Below are 15,015 nucleotides of genomic sequence, written 5' to 3' on the forward strand. Positions count from 1 at the left end.
GTGTGCTGATCAGATTGAATAAGCTTATCGAACGAGAAAAAACTGTATATTATAAGGAAAAGCCCGACCCGTCTTCCTTGGGGTTTGGACAATATTTTACAGATTATATGTTTGTGATGGACTACGAAGAGGGAATTGGATGGCATCATCCAAGAATTGCACCGTACGCACCGCTTACGCTCGATCCGTCTTCATCTGTTTTTCATTACGGCCAGGCTGTTTTTGAAGGATTAAAAGCATACAGAACAGAGGATGGCAGGGTGCTCCTGTTCCGTCCGGATCAAAATATCAAACGGCTGAACAGATCGTGTGAGCGCATGAGCATGCCCCCTTTAGACGAAGAGCTGGTGCTTGAGGCATTGACACAATTAGTTGAGCTGGAGAAAGATTGGGTTCCAAAGAAAAAAGGAACGTCACTGTATATTCGTCCTTTTGTCATTGCCACAGAACCGAGTCTCGGTGTGAAGGCATCCAGGAGCTATACATTTATGATCGTGCTTTCGCCTGTCGGCTCCTATTATGGCGACGATCAGCTGAAGCCGGTTAGAATCTATGTCGAAGATGAGTATGTGCGGGCGGTCAACGGCGGAGTCGGATTTGCAAAAACGGCTGGGAACTATGCCGCCAGTCTTCAGGCACAGCGGAAAGCGAATGAGCTGGGCTATGACCAGGTGCTGTGGCTGGACGCCATTGAAAAGAAATATGTGGAAGAAGTAGGGAGCATGAACATCTTTTTCGTCATAAACGGGGAAACTGTCACACCTGCTTTAAGCGGAAGCATTTTAAGCGGGGTGACACGTGCGTCTGCTATTGAACTGATTCGAAGCTGGGGCATTCCGGTTCGTGAAGAGAGAATATCGATTGATGAGGTGTATGCGGCCTCTGCACGCGGAGAATTGACAGAGGTCTTCGGCACAGGCACGGCAGCCGTCGTTACGCCTGTCGGTGAACTCAACATTCATGGAAAAACGGTGATTGTAGGCGACGGGCAAATCGGGGAGCTATCAAAAAAGCTGTATGAAACGATAACAGATATTCAGCTTGGAAAGGTGAAAGGCCCGTTTAACTGGACAGTGGAAGTGTGAAAATCGAAAAAGAACCTGCCCGAAGGCAGGTTCTTTTTATTTTGAATGAGTCATATCAGCATTCGGCTGGCTTTTGCGGTTCTTTACATAATACATTGCATAGCAAATGGCCATAAACGGAACACCGCAATAGAGTGCGATTCTTTGATTCGGATCAAAGGCAATGCCAACAACGGAAGCCAGGCATAACAGGAACGCGGCAATCGGCACGAACGGATACAAAGGGGTTCTGTATTTCAAATCAGTAACCTTGTTTCCCGCTTCGATATAACGTTTTCTGAACATGAATTGAGAAGCAGCGATACCCATCCACACGACAACTACAGCAAAACCGGAAATCGACACGAGCACAACGTATACAGTGTCTGGCGCAAATACGCTGGACAGCAACGACAGAATGCCGCCGATCATGCTGAACACCAGCGCGTTAAACGGGGTTCCTTTTGATGTCAGCTTTGCAAATGTCGGATGAAGCGTTTTTTCTTTTGATAAAGACCACAGCATCCGGGAAGAAGCGTAGAGTCCGGAATTAGCCGCTGACAGGATCGCTGTCAGGATAACAAAGTTCATGATATCGGCTGCGTATGGTACACCGACTCTGTCAAAGACAGCGACAAACGGGCTTTTGATGACACCTGCATCTTGAATCGGAATCAGCCCTGACAGCACAAAAATTGTTCCGACAAAGAAGAGTGAGAGACGCCAGACCGTTGTTTTAATCGCTTTTGGTATTGTCTTGTCAGGATCAACGCTTTCACCGGCTGCGATTCCGATCAGTTCCGTTCCCGAAAAGGCAAAATTGACGGACAGCATCGTCATCAAAATCGGGACAAATCCATTTGGAAAAAGCCCGCCTTCCGCCATGAAGTTGGACAGCATCGGAGCGGCTTCTCCGCCTTTGATCGGAATGATGCCAAACATGGCAGAGCCGCCTAAAAGAATAAATAATACAATGGCTAATACTTTGATGCTGGAAAACCAAAATTCTGATTCAGCGAAAAACTTAACCGAAAATGCGTTAAGCAAGAAAATGAACAGCGCAAAGACGGCACTCCACATCCAAACCGATGTATGAGGGAACCAGCGCTGCATTAACAGGCCGGCTGCTGTGAATTCTGATCCCAATGCCACGGTCCATGTCAGCCAGTACAGCCAAGCGACCGTAAATCCGGTGCCCGGCCCTATGTATCTGGCTGCATAGGTGTGAAAGGCGCCGGTCACAGGCATGGCGACTGACAGCTCACCGAGGCATAGCATGACCAGATAGACGATGCCGGCCCCGACTAAGTAGGCGAGTATCGTTCCGGCCGGGCCTGCTTGCTGAATGGTATAACCTGAGCTTAAAAACAGCCCGGTTCCGATGACACCTCCCAAGGAAAGCATAAAGAGGTGCCGGCTTTTCATACTTCTCTGAAAGGTTGTCTCATTCTTGTTGTGGGCAGAGTTCATCTTTTTCCAACTTTCTATCAGCGATTTATTTCCTCCTAATAAAAAATCTCATGTCAGAAAGTGACACGAGACGCCGACGAACCGGCTTTAAGTTAGAATATACAAACTATTCCGATAAGTCAAGTTGTTTTTAAAGAGCGGGCCCAAGCCGCAATTTCTTGAATATCTTCGGGTTTTGTCCGGCAGCAGCCGCCAATCAGCCTCGCCCCTTTTTCATGCCAGGTGCGGGCGCTCGTCCCGTAAGATTCTGCGCATGCTGCGCCGTTCCACGTTTTTGTTTCCGGATCATATTGCTCACCTGAATTCGGGTAGACAATGATCGGTTTTGACGTGTTCTTTTTTAACTCCTCTATCAAGGAAGGGATATGCTGAATCGGCGTACAGTTGATGCCGAGCGCTGCAATTTGGCGGTGTCCATCAAGCCACGATGCGCAGTCAGCTGCAGGTGTTCCGTCACTGATATGCAGGCCGTCTTTAGCACTGAAGCTGATCCATGCATACGTTTCAGGAAATTCCTTCAACAGCCGAACAATCGCTTTGGCTTCAGTCAGACACGGAATCGTTTCGCATGCCAAAACATCAACTCCGGCTTCAATCAGCGCCTTCATCCGGGGACGATGAAATTCAATCAGTTCATCTTCTGATATTGCGTAGTTGCCGCGATACTCAGACCCGTCTGCAAGATAAGCGCCATAAGGGCCTACAGAAGCCGCAATGATCGGTTTTGGCCGATTCAAACGGTTCTCTTCAAGCGACCAAAATTCATCACGTGCTTCAGCTGCGATGCTGACGGACAACTCGATGAGCCGGCGTGCTTCCGCTTCGCTCAGCCCGCGTGCGGCAAAGCCTTCAAATGTAGACTGATAGCTGGCAGTGATTGCACAATCGGCGCCTGCCGCGAAATAATCAGTATGTACTTGTTTAATCAGATTTGGCTCTTCCATCAGGATTTTTGCCGACCACAGACTGTCATTCAAATTACAGCCCTTGCGTTCAAGCTCGGTCGCCATGGCGCCGTCTAGCACAATAAGCGGGTATGTATCTAGTATGTGTTGGATAGGATTCATAGAATGTACCGATGCCTTCTTTCAGATTTTTTTGAAAAATATATGAAAATCGTAATGGAGGCTTACGTGTTTGTCAATAAACGCAAAAAGAGAAAGGTGTTCAGCCCATATGTCTGAACACCCTTTTCTTATGATATTTGTTTGTTGTGCGTGTCAGTCTTTGTGTCTGAAACTGGCCAGCACTCAATGCCATTATGGTTTTTGAGCACATCTTTATAAAAGACCGGATCCTTGCCTGCTTTTTTCTGGCGTGTATAGTCTTTCAGCGCTGTAAAAACGACCTTTGATAGTAAGAAAATCGCGATTAAATTCACGACGACCATCAAACCCATGAACAAATCAGCAAGATCCCAGACGAGCTGGACTTTGGCAACACAGCCAAACACGATCATTGCCAGCACGCCGATACGGTAGACAAAAATCAGTTTTTTGCTTTTGTTCAAAAAGCCGATATTGGTTTCGCCATAATAATAGTTTCCAATTAGAGCACAGAATCCGAATAACAAAATCAGAATGGCGAGAAAGCCTGATGCCCATGATCCGACATGGGAGCTGAGGGAGGCTTGTGTCAAGGCGATTCCGCTCAGACCCGGAGTATGATAGGCATCCGAAAACAGGATGATAAAGGCGGTGCTTGTACAAATGACCAGTGTATCTGTCAGTACACCAAAAGCTTGGATCAGCCCCTGTTTGACGGGATGGCTTGTTGTGGCGGTGGCAGCGGCATTCGGTGCGCTTCCCATTCCCGCTTCGTTTGAAAAGATTCCCCGTCTGACGCCTTGCATGAGTGCCGCGCCCAAAGCCCCGCCGGCGGCCTGGTCAAAACCAAACGCATTTTTCACGATTAGCGCAAGCACACCTGGCAGCTGCGTAATGTTGGAGAAAATGACGAAAAACGCAACTCCGATATACAGGACAGCCAATACGACGACAATGGATTCAGCCAGCTTTGCAATGCGCTTGACTCCGCCAAAAATAATCGTGCCGAATACAGCAATTAAAATGAGTCCCAATGTCAGGCGGTTTGTGCCAAACGCGTTTTCAAAGGCAAGGCTGACTGTATTGGATTGAACCGAGTTGAAGACGATACCGAACGATAAGGTGATTAACACAGCGAACAGCGCGCCCATCCACCTTTTGTTCAGCCCTTTTTCCATGTAATACGCAGGCCCGCCGCGGAAGCCGTTTACATCTTTTACTTTATAAATCTGAGCCAGTGTGCTTTCCACAAAGCTGGATGCTGATCCAATAATGGCGATAATCCACATCCAGAAGATTGCACCGGGCCCGCCGAGTGCAATGGCGATAGCAATGCCCGTAATATTTCCCGTTCCGACACGGGCTGCCATGCTGATGCAAAAGGCTTGAAACGGAGAAATGCTGTTTTTCGACCGGGAAGCAGCACCTTCTCTTAATACCCTGACCATTTCTTTCAGCATGCGAACCTGTAAAAACTTAAGCCTGAACGTAAAATAGATTCCCAGAGAAAGGAGCAAAACAATTAATAGCTTTGACCACAAAAGATCATTTGCAATACCGACGATATGTTCCAGGATTTGCTGCATACAATCACCTCTTTTTTCATGTTTAAAAAATGCTGAGCTCCCACTCCTGCGCCATATGCTTCAGCAGCATACCGCCAGTGAGGCTGTTGCCGTATTCATCAATGGCAGGCCCGTAAATGCCGATGCCGCATCCGGATTGAAAAGGCTGTTCTCTTCTGGCGCTTGGAGGCACCAGCGCCATGATGCCGCCGGAGACGCCGCTTTTGGCCGGCACGCCGACAAACGCCGCATATTTGCCTGAAGCGTTGTACATGCCGCACGTCAGCATTAATGCCTTGGCCAATTTTGCCACATCTTTTGGAATCACCTGCTCGCGTCGAATCGGATGATACCCGTCATGAGCAAGGATCAGGCCGATCAACGCAATGTCTTCTGTGGTGCTCTCCATAGCGCATTGCTTCAAGTACACCTCAAGTGTTTCTTCTACTTCAGCTTCTAAAAAGTTTGTTTCTTTTAAATAGTAGGCCAGCGCTCTGTTGCGGTGGGCGGTTTCCCATTCAGAACGGAATACTTCCTCATGAATTCTCGGCCGTTTTCCTATCAAAGTTTCCATCACCGAGTAAAGAAACTCGAGCTTTTCGTATGCCGATTCTCCGGGAAGGATTGAAGCGATGGTGAGGGCACCCGCGTTGATCATGGGATTGAACGGCTTTCCCGGCTTGTTGATTTCGAGCCGAATAATTGAATTAAAGGCGTCACCTGTCGGCTCGACATCTACGCGGTCCAGCACATAGGGAATGCCGCGGCTCATGCAGGCGGCAATAAAGCTAATCACTTTTGAAATGCTTTGCAGGGTAAAAGAGACGTTCCAGTCGCCGGCGTGTATCATCGTTCCATCAGGCTCCAATACACAGATGCCGAGCTGTGAATCATTGACTTTTCCTAAAGCGGGGATATAGTTTGCGCTTTGTCCATTGGCGGCAAAAGGGCGATAGTATTCAACCCAATCATGAAGCTGTAACGCCGGGTTTATGTCTTTCTGGTGCTCTTTTATCAATTCTTTCATCGAATTCCTCCTCACTGATTTTTTTCTTAAAGGACTGAGGTGTATCAAAACGAAGGCTAATGGGGCGTTAAACGCTTTCATAATAGCGGAAGGTATAATTACTGTATAATGGAGACTACGGAATCATACAAAATACGACAAAAACATTTTGAAAATAAGCAGTAAGATTTATAAAAACCTCATGTTCTGGGTCAAAAGCAATTTGCAGGTTTTCTCCCGATTCCCCAAAATTAAAAGCGAGGATGTGATCAACATAAAACTGGAACGGTTTATTGAAAAAGACGGATATATATTGGCCCTCATGCTGATTACGGTGCCGCTGGCCGGTGAACTGAAATTTTATCCCCTCAATGAAGAATTCCGGGTCAGCTTTGGGGCACCGGTTTTTTTCTTCTTTTTATCATTGTTGCGGCATGTGCCCGCTGTGCTGCCGGGTTTTCTGACTGGAGCGGCTGTTTTCATCTTTCGCGTCTTTCTGGAATTATGGGGCGGAGGACACAATGGACTGACTCCGATTCTGTATGATCAAGCGTCTGGCTTTTTCTTTTATATGACTTACGCCTGTCTGTTTTCCATATTAAAGGCCAATCGTTTCCGTGAACGGCCAATTATGCTCGGTTTCATTGGGTTTATGATTGAAGTTGTGTCAGATTGTGTCGAGCTGGCTGTGCAATTTCTCATTTTTCATACGGTTGTCACGCCTGAGAAAATCACTGACATTGCGGTGATTGCGATTTCCCACACATTTATTGTGATGAGCTTTTATAGTGTGCTGAAGCTGTATGAAACACAATCGAGAGAAAAACAGACAAGGCAGCAGCACGAGCACATGCTGATGATCGTTTCCAATTTATATGAAGAAACGGTGCACCTAAAAAAGACATTGAAAACGACAGAGAAAGTGACAAACGATTCGTATCAGCTCTATCGGGAAATGAAGGGCAAGGATGTTCAGCTGAGCGGCAGGATCCTGAGACTGGCCGGAGAGATTCATGAAGTGAAAAAGGACAACCAGCGGATATTCGCAGGGCTTTCAAAACTGATTTCGAATGAGAGTTTGAGAGATTATATGAGGGCTTCTGATTTGCTGCAGCTCGTGATTCGAATGAATGAAAAGTACGCTGAAGCACTAGGGAAGCAGATTGATTTTTACTGCTCGATCGAGGGAGAGCATGACGAATATCACGTATTTATCGTGCTTTCGATCATTAATAATCTAACAGCAAATGCGGTAGAGGCTATGGATGAAGAGGGAATGGTCAGCCTGAGGCTCCGTAAGCCAAATGAGAGTATGGTAGAATTCCAGGTGGAAGACAATGGCCCAGGGATTTCCGAGAAAATCGGAGACATTGTGTTTGACCCGGGCTTTACTTCAAAATATGACGAATTTGGCACGCCTTCTACAGGTATCGGACTTTCCTACGTAAAGGAAATCGTGACAGAGCTAGAAGGGGATATCACGTTTGATAATCAGCAGCGGGGAGTGGTGTTTGCCATCAGGCTGCCTGTCCGGCATTTGATTCAGAAAGGGTGAACCGAAAGCTATGCGTTTTTTTATTGCAGATGATGACCGTGCGGTGCGGTCAATTTTAAGGCAGATCATTGAGGACGAAGATCTCGGGGAAGCTGCTGGTGAAGCAGACGACGGAAGCCAAGTGGAAGGGCATATGCTGCAATTTAAGCAGATTGATATTTTATTAATCGATCTGTTAATGCCCGGACGAGACGGCATTGAGACGATTCGTCAGATCCAGAATACGTACTCCGGCAAAATCGTAATGATCTCTCAAGTGGAGGCGAAGGAAATGGTCGGGGAAGCGTACTCGCTCGGCATCGAATATTTTATCCATAAGCCGATTAACCGCATTGAAATTGTTACGGTTCTCCAAAAGGTGAAGGAGCGGATCGAGCTTGAACACTCGATTGGAGCCATTCAGCATTCTCTAAGCCGGCTTGTCAATCGGACTGAACGGAAAGCGCGTCCCCAGCAGAAGAGTGACAGCGGTTTAAAAGAGGCAGGAACATTCCTGTTGTCCGAGCTGGGTATGATGGGAGAAGGCGGCGCACATGATCTCATGGCGGTCCTGCAGTATTTAGCAGAACACGAGCAATCCGAGCCGCACGAAAAACAAAGCCCTTCGCTAAAACAAATATTCACCCAAGTAGCGGTACGGAAGCTGGGGACAGGGGCCTCACAGACGGATGTCAATCGCGAAATGAAAGCCTCGGAGCAGCGTATCCGCAGAGCGATTATTCATTCGCTGCACCATTTTGCTTCATTGGGCACAACTGATTTTTCGAATCCAAAATTTGAAACCTATGCATCGAAATTCTTTGATTTTCCGGTTGTCAGCCAGAAAATGAAAGAACTCCAATCCAAGGATGCAAAACCCCTTGCACCTGCTAGAATAAATATGAAAAAATTCATCCACGTGTTTTTTTTGGAAGCAAAGCTTTTGCATGAGACGATGAAACAAAGAAGGATATAAACCAAACAGCCGGCTGACCAGGCTGTTTTTTTGCTGCGCAGAATCCCGGCCGGACAGTGATTTACCGCTTTTTTATAAAATATCAGAAAATAAAGATATTGACTTATTGTTTATTTGTCTTACAATTAAACAAAAGGATATATGGGGAAGGAGCGGATGTGAAAGAAAAATTAATAAAAGCGCTTACAGATAGAGGCTGTATACACAAATAACAGGAGGTTATGTTGATGAGCCGTATCAGAAAAGCACCCGCTGGAATTTTAGGTTTTCCGGTTGCTCCTTTTAACACACAAGGAAAACTGGAGGAAGAAGCTCTTTTTCAAAACATTGAGTTTTTGCTGAATGAGGGCTTGGAAGCGATATTTATTGCTTGCGGGTCTGGTGAATTCCAATCTCTCAGCCAGAAGGAATATGAGCAAATGGTGGAAGTCGCAGTCTCGGCAGCCGGAGGAAAGGTGCCGGTCTACACGGGGGTGGGCGGCAACCTTAGCACAGCGCTTGAATGGGCGCAGCTGTCGGAGAAAAAAGGCGCCGACGGCTACTTGATTCTGCCTCCGTATTTGGTGCATGGCGAACAGGAGGGGCTGTACCAGTATGCGAAAACGATTATTGAAAGCACTGACTTGAACGCGATTCTTTATCAGCGCGATAACGCAGTTCTCTCTGTTGAACAGATCAAACGTCTGACCGAATGTGAACAGCTTGTCGGTGTCAAAGACGGGGTAGGAAATATGGATTTGAATATCAACCTCGTCTATACGATCGGCGACCGCTTGGGATGGCTCAACGGAATGCCGATGGCTGAAGTGACGATGCCGGCATATCTGCCGATCGGGTTCCACTCTTACTCTTCAGCGATTTCAAATTATATCCCACATATTTCGCGAATGTTCTATGATGCATTGAAAAACGGAAATGACGAGCTGGTGAAGGAACTCTATCGGCATGTGATTCTGCCGATCAACGACATTCGCAAACAACGAAAAGGCTACGCCGTATCCTTGATTAAAGCCGGTATGGAAATCATGGGTTTGAATGTAAGGAATACAGCCAGACCGCCTGTCGGCCCGGTTGAAAAAGATCATTATCAGCAATTGGAAGCAATTTTGAAGCAGGCGGCTGACCGTTTTCCGAAAAAAGCCGCGACGGTTTGACCAGAAAAAACACGAAAGGGGCAATGGGCATGTCTGTGATCACGGAACAAAACACGTACCTCAACTTTATTAACGGAGAGTGGGTTAAGTCTCAATCAGGCGATATGGTCAAGGTCGAAAACCCTGCCGATGTGAATGATATTGTCGGATATGTACAGAATTCAACGGCTGAAGATGTGGAACGTGCCGTCACCGCCGCCAATGAAGCCAAAACGGCTTGGAGAAAGCTGACGGGTGCCGAGCGCGGCCAATACTTATACAAAACAGCGGATATCATGGAGCAGCGCTTGGAGGAAATCGCCGCCTGTGCAACGCGTGAAATGGGTAAAACATTGCCGGAAGCGAAGGGAGAAACAGCCCGGGGGATTGCCATTCTGCGCTATTACGCTGGAGAGGGCATGCGAAAAACGGGTGACGTCATTCCGTCTACTGACAAAGACGCGCTCATGTTTACCACCCGTGTTCCGCTCGGTGTGGTCGGCGTGATTTCTCCGTGGAACTTCCCAGTGGCGATTCCGATTTGGAAAATGGCGCCGGCATTGGTATACGGCAATACCGTTGTCATCAAACCGGCGACAGAAACAGCTGTGACATGCGCGAAGATCATTGCCTGCTTTGAGGAAGCGGGGCTCCCGGCAGGAGTCATCAATTTGGTGACAGGCCCGGGTTCTGTTGTCGGGCAGGGGCTTGCTGAGCATGACGGTGTAAACGCTGTTACGTTTACCGGTTCGAATCAAGTCGGAAAAATCATCGGGCAAGCCGCTTTAGCGAGGGGAGCCAAGTACCAGCTTGAGATGGGCGGCAAAAACCCTGTTATCGTAGCTGATGACGCTGACCTTGAAGCTGCGGCAGAAGCAGTCATAACAGGGGCCTTCCGTTCAACCGGCCAGAAATGCACCGCGACAAGCCGTGTCATCGTACAAAGCGGAATTTATGAGCGCTTTAAAGAAAAACTGCTCCAGCGCACAAAAGATATTACAATCGGAGACAGCTTAAAAGAGGATGTCTGGATGGGACCGATAGCCAGCAAGAATCAGCTTGATAACTGCCTGTCATACATTGAGAAAGGCAAACAGGAGGGCGCTTCCCTTTTAATAGGAGGAGAAAAACTGGAGAACGGAAAGTATCAAAACGGCTATTATGTTCAGCCTGCCATCTTTGACAATGTGACATCTGAGATGACAATTGCCCAGGAGGAAATTTTCGGTCCGGTGATCGCCTTGATCAAGGTGGACTCGATGGAGGAGGCGCTGAACATCGCCAATGATGTGAAGTTCGGTTTAAGTGCATCCATCTTCACGGAAAACATCGGTCGAATGCTTTCTTTCATTGATGAAATCGATGCCGGACTGGTTCGGATCAATGCAGAAAGCGCAGGTGTTGAGCTGCAGGCGCCTTTTGGCGGCATGAAGCAGTCGAGCTCCCACTCCCGAGAACAGGGTGAGGCAGCGAAGGACTTTTTCACAGCGATCAAAACCGTTTTTGTGAAGCCGTAATGGTGCTGGAAAGAGGCGTGCGTCTCTTTCCCGGCTTTATCACAGCCAGCATATGATTCTCTACTTTGAAAAGGAGAAGATACTATGAAAAAAGACTTTGCGAATGTTACACCGGCGGGCAAAAAAACGTCCGTGCGCTGGTTCATCGTGTTTATGCTGTTTCTTGTGACCTCTATTAACTACGCGGATCGAGCGACGCTTTCCATCACCGGAGATTCCGTCCAGCACGATTTGGGATTGGACTCGGTCGCCATGGGATATGTCTTTTCTGCCTTTGGCTGGGCCTATGTCATCGGACAGCTTCCGGGCGGCTGGCTGCTGGACCGTTTTGGTTCAAAGACTATCATTGCGTTAAGCATCTTTTTCTGGTCGTTTTTTACGCTGCTGCAAGGGGCGATTGGCTTTTTCTCCGCCGGCACAGCGATTATCCTGCTGTTTGCACTGCGTTTTCTGGTTGGTTTATCAGAAGCGCCTTCATTTCCCGGAAACGGCAGAGTTGTTGCCTCATGGTTTCCAAGCTCCGAGCGCGGGACAGCTTCAGCCTTTTTTAATTCAGCACAATACTTCGCAATCGTCATTTTTTCTCCTTTAATGGGCTGGCTTACCCACTCTTTCGGCTGGCATTCCGTTTTCGTTGTCATGGGTATTGCAGGCATTCTTCTGGCTGTCATCTGGCTAAAAACGGTGTATGAACCGAAAAAACATCCGAAGGTTAATGAAGCTGAACTTGCGTACATCGAACAGGGCGGCGGGCTGATTTCCATGGATGACAGTAAAAGCAAACAAGAAACAGAATCGAAATGGCCGTATATCAAACAGCTGTTAACGAACCGCATGCTGATTGGCGTGTACATCGCGCAATACTGTATTACGACTCTCACCTATTTCTTTCTCACATGGTTTCCGGTATATTTGGTTCAGGCCCGCGGCATGTCTATTCTTGAAGCTGGGTTTGTCGCTTCCCTGCCGGCGCTGTGCGGATTTGCCGGCGGCGTCCTTGGGGGCATTGTTTCAGACATCTTACTAAAAAAAGGCCGTTCACTGACCTTTGCAAGAAAAGTGCCAATCATTGCCGGCATGCTGCTGTCTTGCAGTATGATTGTCTGCAACTATACAGATTCAGCGTGGCTTGTCGTTGTTATTATGTCGCTCGCGTTTTTCGGAAAAGGCTTCGGCGCATTGGGTTGGGCTGTCGTGTCGGACACGTCTCCGAAAGAATGTGCAGGATTAAGCGGCGGTTTGTTCAACACTTTCGGCAATATTGCCTCGATTACAACACCGATTATTATCGGATACATTGTTAATGCCACTGGATCTTTTAATGGCGCGCTTGTGTTTGTCGGCGCTAACGCGATTGCGGCGATCCTAAGCTATTTGCTGCTGGTCGGGCCGATCAAACGGGTCGTGTTAAAGAAACAAGAACAAGACCCCGATCAATCGTTGCCTGTCTAATACTTATGAAAGCGCTTTATAAAGGGAGGAAAATGCATGAGTTCACCGATACAAGAGCAGGTTCAAAAAGAGAAAAGATCGAATATTCCCTCAATTTATGAAATGAAGGTGATTCCTGTTGCGGGACACGACAGCATGCTGCTGAATCTAAGCGGAGCACACAGCCCGTTTTTTACCAGGAATATCGTAATCTTAACGGACAGCAGCGGAAATCAGGGAGTCGGCGAGGTGCCTGGCGGAGAGCATATTCGCCGCACACTGGAGCTGGCAGAGCCGCTTGTTGTCGGAAAATCTATCGGTGCGTACCAGGCGATATTGCAAACGGTCAGAAAGCAGTTTGGCGACCAGGACAGGGGAGGGCGAGGAAACCAGACGTTTGATTTGCGCACCACTGTGCACGCCGTCACCGCACTGGAAGCGGCTTTGTTAGATTTGCTTGGAAAGTTTCTTCAGGAACCGGTCGCAGCTTTGCTGGGCGAAGGGAAGCAGCGTGATGAAGTAAAAATGCTCGGTTACCTCTTTTACATCGGCGACCGAAAGCGGACGACCTTGCCGTATCAAAGCGATGAGCAGTCAGATTGTGCGTGGTTCCGTCTGCGCCATGAGGAAGCGCTGACGCCGGAGGCCATTGTGCGTCTTGCCGAATCCGCACAGGAGCGCTATGGCTTTCAGGATTTCAAGTTGAAAGGCGGGGTGCTGCGGGGAGAAGAGGAAATCGAAGCTGTTACCGCATTATCGAAACGTTTTCCAGAGGCAAGGATCACTCTTGATCCGAACGGGGCATGGTCATTAGAGGAAGCTATTGCATTATGCAAAGGAAAGCAAGATGTGCTCGCGTATGCGGAAGATCCGTGCGGGGATGAGAATGGCTACTCCGCTCGTGAAGTAATGGCTGAATTCCGCCGCGCGACAGGGCTTCCGACTGCGACAAATATGATTGCGACTGACTGGCGGGAAATGGGTCACGCGATTCAGCTCCATGCGGTCGATATACCGCTGGCTGATCCGCATTTTTGGACGATGCAAGGGTCGGTGCGGGTTGCGCAAATGTGCCATGATTGGGGTTTGACATGGGGCTCGCACTCCAACAACCACTTTGATATTTCCCTTGCGATGTTTACCCATGTGGCAGCAGCGGCTCCGGGGCGGATCACGGCGATTGATACCCATTGGATCTGGCAGGACGGGCAGCAATTAACGAAACAGCCTTTTGAGATTTCTTCTGGCTGTGTCAAGGTGCCGGATAAGCCTGGACTAGGCGTCGATATTGATATGGAACAAGTGGAAAAAGCGCATAAGATCTACCGGAAAATGAATTTAGGCGCACGGAATGACGCGATCCCAATGCAGTTCCTGATCCGCAACTGGGAATTTGACCGGAAGCGCCCGTGTCTTGTGCGATAAGTTTGTTTGTAAATATTGTCATATCCGCTATTTTGTCTTACAATTGAACAACTGAAGGGAGAGTTGTTCGTGTACGAAGGTTTAGAGGATTTGAAAGTCGATACAGTCAATCGGAAAACATTAGCCAAGCAGGTCATCGAACGGATTGTCTATTTATTATCGAGCGGACAGTTGAGGGCCGGAGACAAATTGCCGACAGAAATGGAACTGATGGACATTTTGCATGTCAGCAGGCCGGTGCTTCGGGAGGCACTCAGTTCACTTGAAACGCTGGGCGTCATTACGAGAAAAACACGAGGGGGCACATATTTCAACGATAAAATCGGCATGCAGCCGTTTTCCGTCATGCTTGCCTTGGCCACTGATAATCTTCCGGCTATCATTGAAGCACGGATGGCGCTAGAACTCGGACTCGTGACAATTGCCGCGGAAAAAATCAATGAGGAAGAGCTTCAGCGTTTGCAGAAGACGATCGACGATATTGCCAACAGCACTGACAATCTTTATGGTGAAGCGGATAAAGAGTTCCATCGAATTATTGCGTTAAGCGCCAATAACCCCGTCGTTGAAGGGATGATTCAGTCCCTGCTGATCACCCATGCGAAAATTGACAGCCAAATTCCGTACAGGGAGAGAGATGTAACGGTCGAATATCACAAAAAAATCTACGACGCCCTTGCTAAAAGAGATCCGTACAAAGCGCATTACCACATGTATGAGCATCTGAAATTTGTCCGTGACAAAATTCTAAAAGGAATGGATGAAAAATAATGGTGAACAACCGCAGTTGAAACGTAAGAGCTGCGGTTTTTTTAAAACCAATTTAGAAAACGCTTACTAAGATATGA

General features: G+C 47.9%; 12 protein-coding genes. 8 read left to right on the forward strand and 4 right to left on the reverse strand.

All coding sequences use genetic code 11. The annotated features are described in order from the left end of the window. The first annotated feature begins 14 nt into the window (after positions 1-14). On the forward strand, positions 15-1,085 hold the full coding sequence (locus tag NYE53_RS01420; protein WP_339246829.1) for a branched-chain amino acid aminotransferase: 1,071 nt from the start codon (positions 15-17) through the stop codon (positions 1,083-1,085). A gap of 36 nt (positions 1,086-1,121) precedes the next feature. On the opposite strand, the gene mmuP is transcribed toward NYE53_RS01420, so the two are convergent. From mmuP to NYE53_RS01440, 4 genes are all read right to left on the reverse strand, one after another. After that, on the reverse strand, positions 1,122-2,534 hold the full coding sequence (mmuP, locus tag NYE53_RS01425) for an S-methylmethionine permease (protein ID WP_339246833.1): 1,413 nt from the start codon (positions 2,532-2,534) through the stop codon (positions 1,122-1,124). 119 nt (positions 2,535-2,653) lie between these two features. After that, positions 2,654-3,601 carry a homocysteine S-methyltransferase gene (gene mmuM, locus NYE53_RS01430; RefSeq protein ID WP_339246836.1) on the reverse strand — a complete coding sequence of 316 codons (948 nt, stop codon included), beginning with the start codon at positions 3,599-3,601 and terminating at the stop codon, positions 2,654-2,656. A gap of 128 nt (positions 3,602-3,729) precedes the next feature. Continuing rightward, on the reverse strand, positions 3,730-5,166 hold the full coding sequence (locus NYE53_RS01435) for an alanine/glycine:cation symporter family protein (RefSeq protein WP_021481887.1): 1,437 nt from the start codon (positions 5,164-5,166) through the stop codon (positions 3,730-3,732). Between the two features lie 22 nt (positions 5,167-5,188). Then, positions 5,189-6,172, reverse strand: a complete 984-nt coding sequence (locus tag NYE53_RS01440; protein ID WP_014475676.1) for a glutaminase — start codon at positions 6,170-6,172, stop codon at positions 5,189-5,191. A 301-nt stretch (positions 6,173-6,473) separates the two neighbouring features. On the opposite strand from NYE53_RS01440, the gene glnK reads away from it, so the two are divergent. The 7 genes from glnK (at position 6,474) to NYE53_RS01475 (ending at position 14,938) form a co-directional block, all read left to right on the forward strand. Further along, entirely contained in the window at positions 6,474-7,706 is a 1,233-nt protein-coding gene (glnK, locus tag NYE53_RS01445) for a two-component system sensor histidine kinase GlnK (protein ID WP_072692859.1), read from the forward strand. Between the two features lie 10 nt (positions 7,707-7,716). Further along, the gene (gene glnL, locus NYE53_RS01450) at positions 7,717-8,661 is read left to right on the forward strand and encodes a glutamine utilization two-component system response regulator GlnL (RefSeq protein ID WP_041850656.1); all 945 of its coding nucleotides are present in this window, start codon (positions 7,717-7,719) and stop codon (positions 8,659-8,661) included. A 227-nt stretch (positions 8,662-8,888) separates the two neighbouring features. Continuing rightward, positions 8,889-9,815 carry a 5-dehydro-4-deoxyglucarate dehydratase gene (gene kdgD / locus NYE53_RS01455; RefSeq protein WP_014475678.1) on the forward strand — a complete coding sequence of 309 codons (927 nt, stop codon included), beginning with the start codon at positions 8,889-8,891 and terminating at the stop codon, positions 9,813-9,815. 29 nt (positions 9,816-9,844) lie between these two features. Beyond that, positions 9,845-11,311 carry an alpha-ketoglutaric semialdehyde dehydrogenase GucD gene (gene gucD / locus NYE53_RS01460; protein WP_339246839.1) on the forward strand — a complete coding sequence of 489 codons (1,467 nt, stop codon included), beginning with the start codon at positions 9,845-9,847 and terminating at the stop codon, positions 11,309-11,311. A gap of 84 nt (positions 11,312-11,395) precedes the next feature. Beyond that, a complete protein-coding gene (gene gudP, locus NYE53_RS01465) occupies positions 11,396-12,763 on the forward strand; it encodes a glucarate transporter GudP (protein WP_014475680.1) in 1,368 nt (455 codons plus the stop codon). Positions 12,764-12,799: 36 nt separating this feature from the next. Then, positions 12,800-14,167: a glucarate dehydratase gene (gene gudD, locus NYE53_RS01470; RefSeq protein WP_339246842.1), complete on the forward strand. Its 1,368-nt coding sequence runs from the start codon at positions 12,800-12,802 to the stop codon at positions 14,165-14,167. Positions 14,168-14,236: 69 nt separating this feature from the next. After that, positions 14,237-14,938 (forward strand): FadR/GntR family transcriptional regulator, encoded by a 702-nt coding sequence (locus tag NYE53_RS01475; RefSeq protein WP_014475682.1) that lies wholly within the window; start codon positions 14,237-14,239, stop codon positions 14,936-14,938. Positions 14,939-15,015 lie beyond the last annotated feature (77 nt).

Origin of the sequence: Bacillus sp. FSL R5-0523, from assembly GCF_037975295.1 — a bacterium.
GTDB classification, from domain to species: domain Bacteria; phylum Bacillota; class Bacilli; order Bacillales; family Bacillaceae; genus Bacillus; species Bacillus subtilis.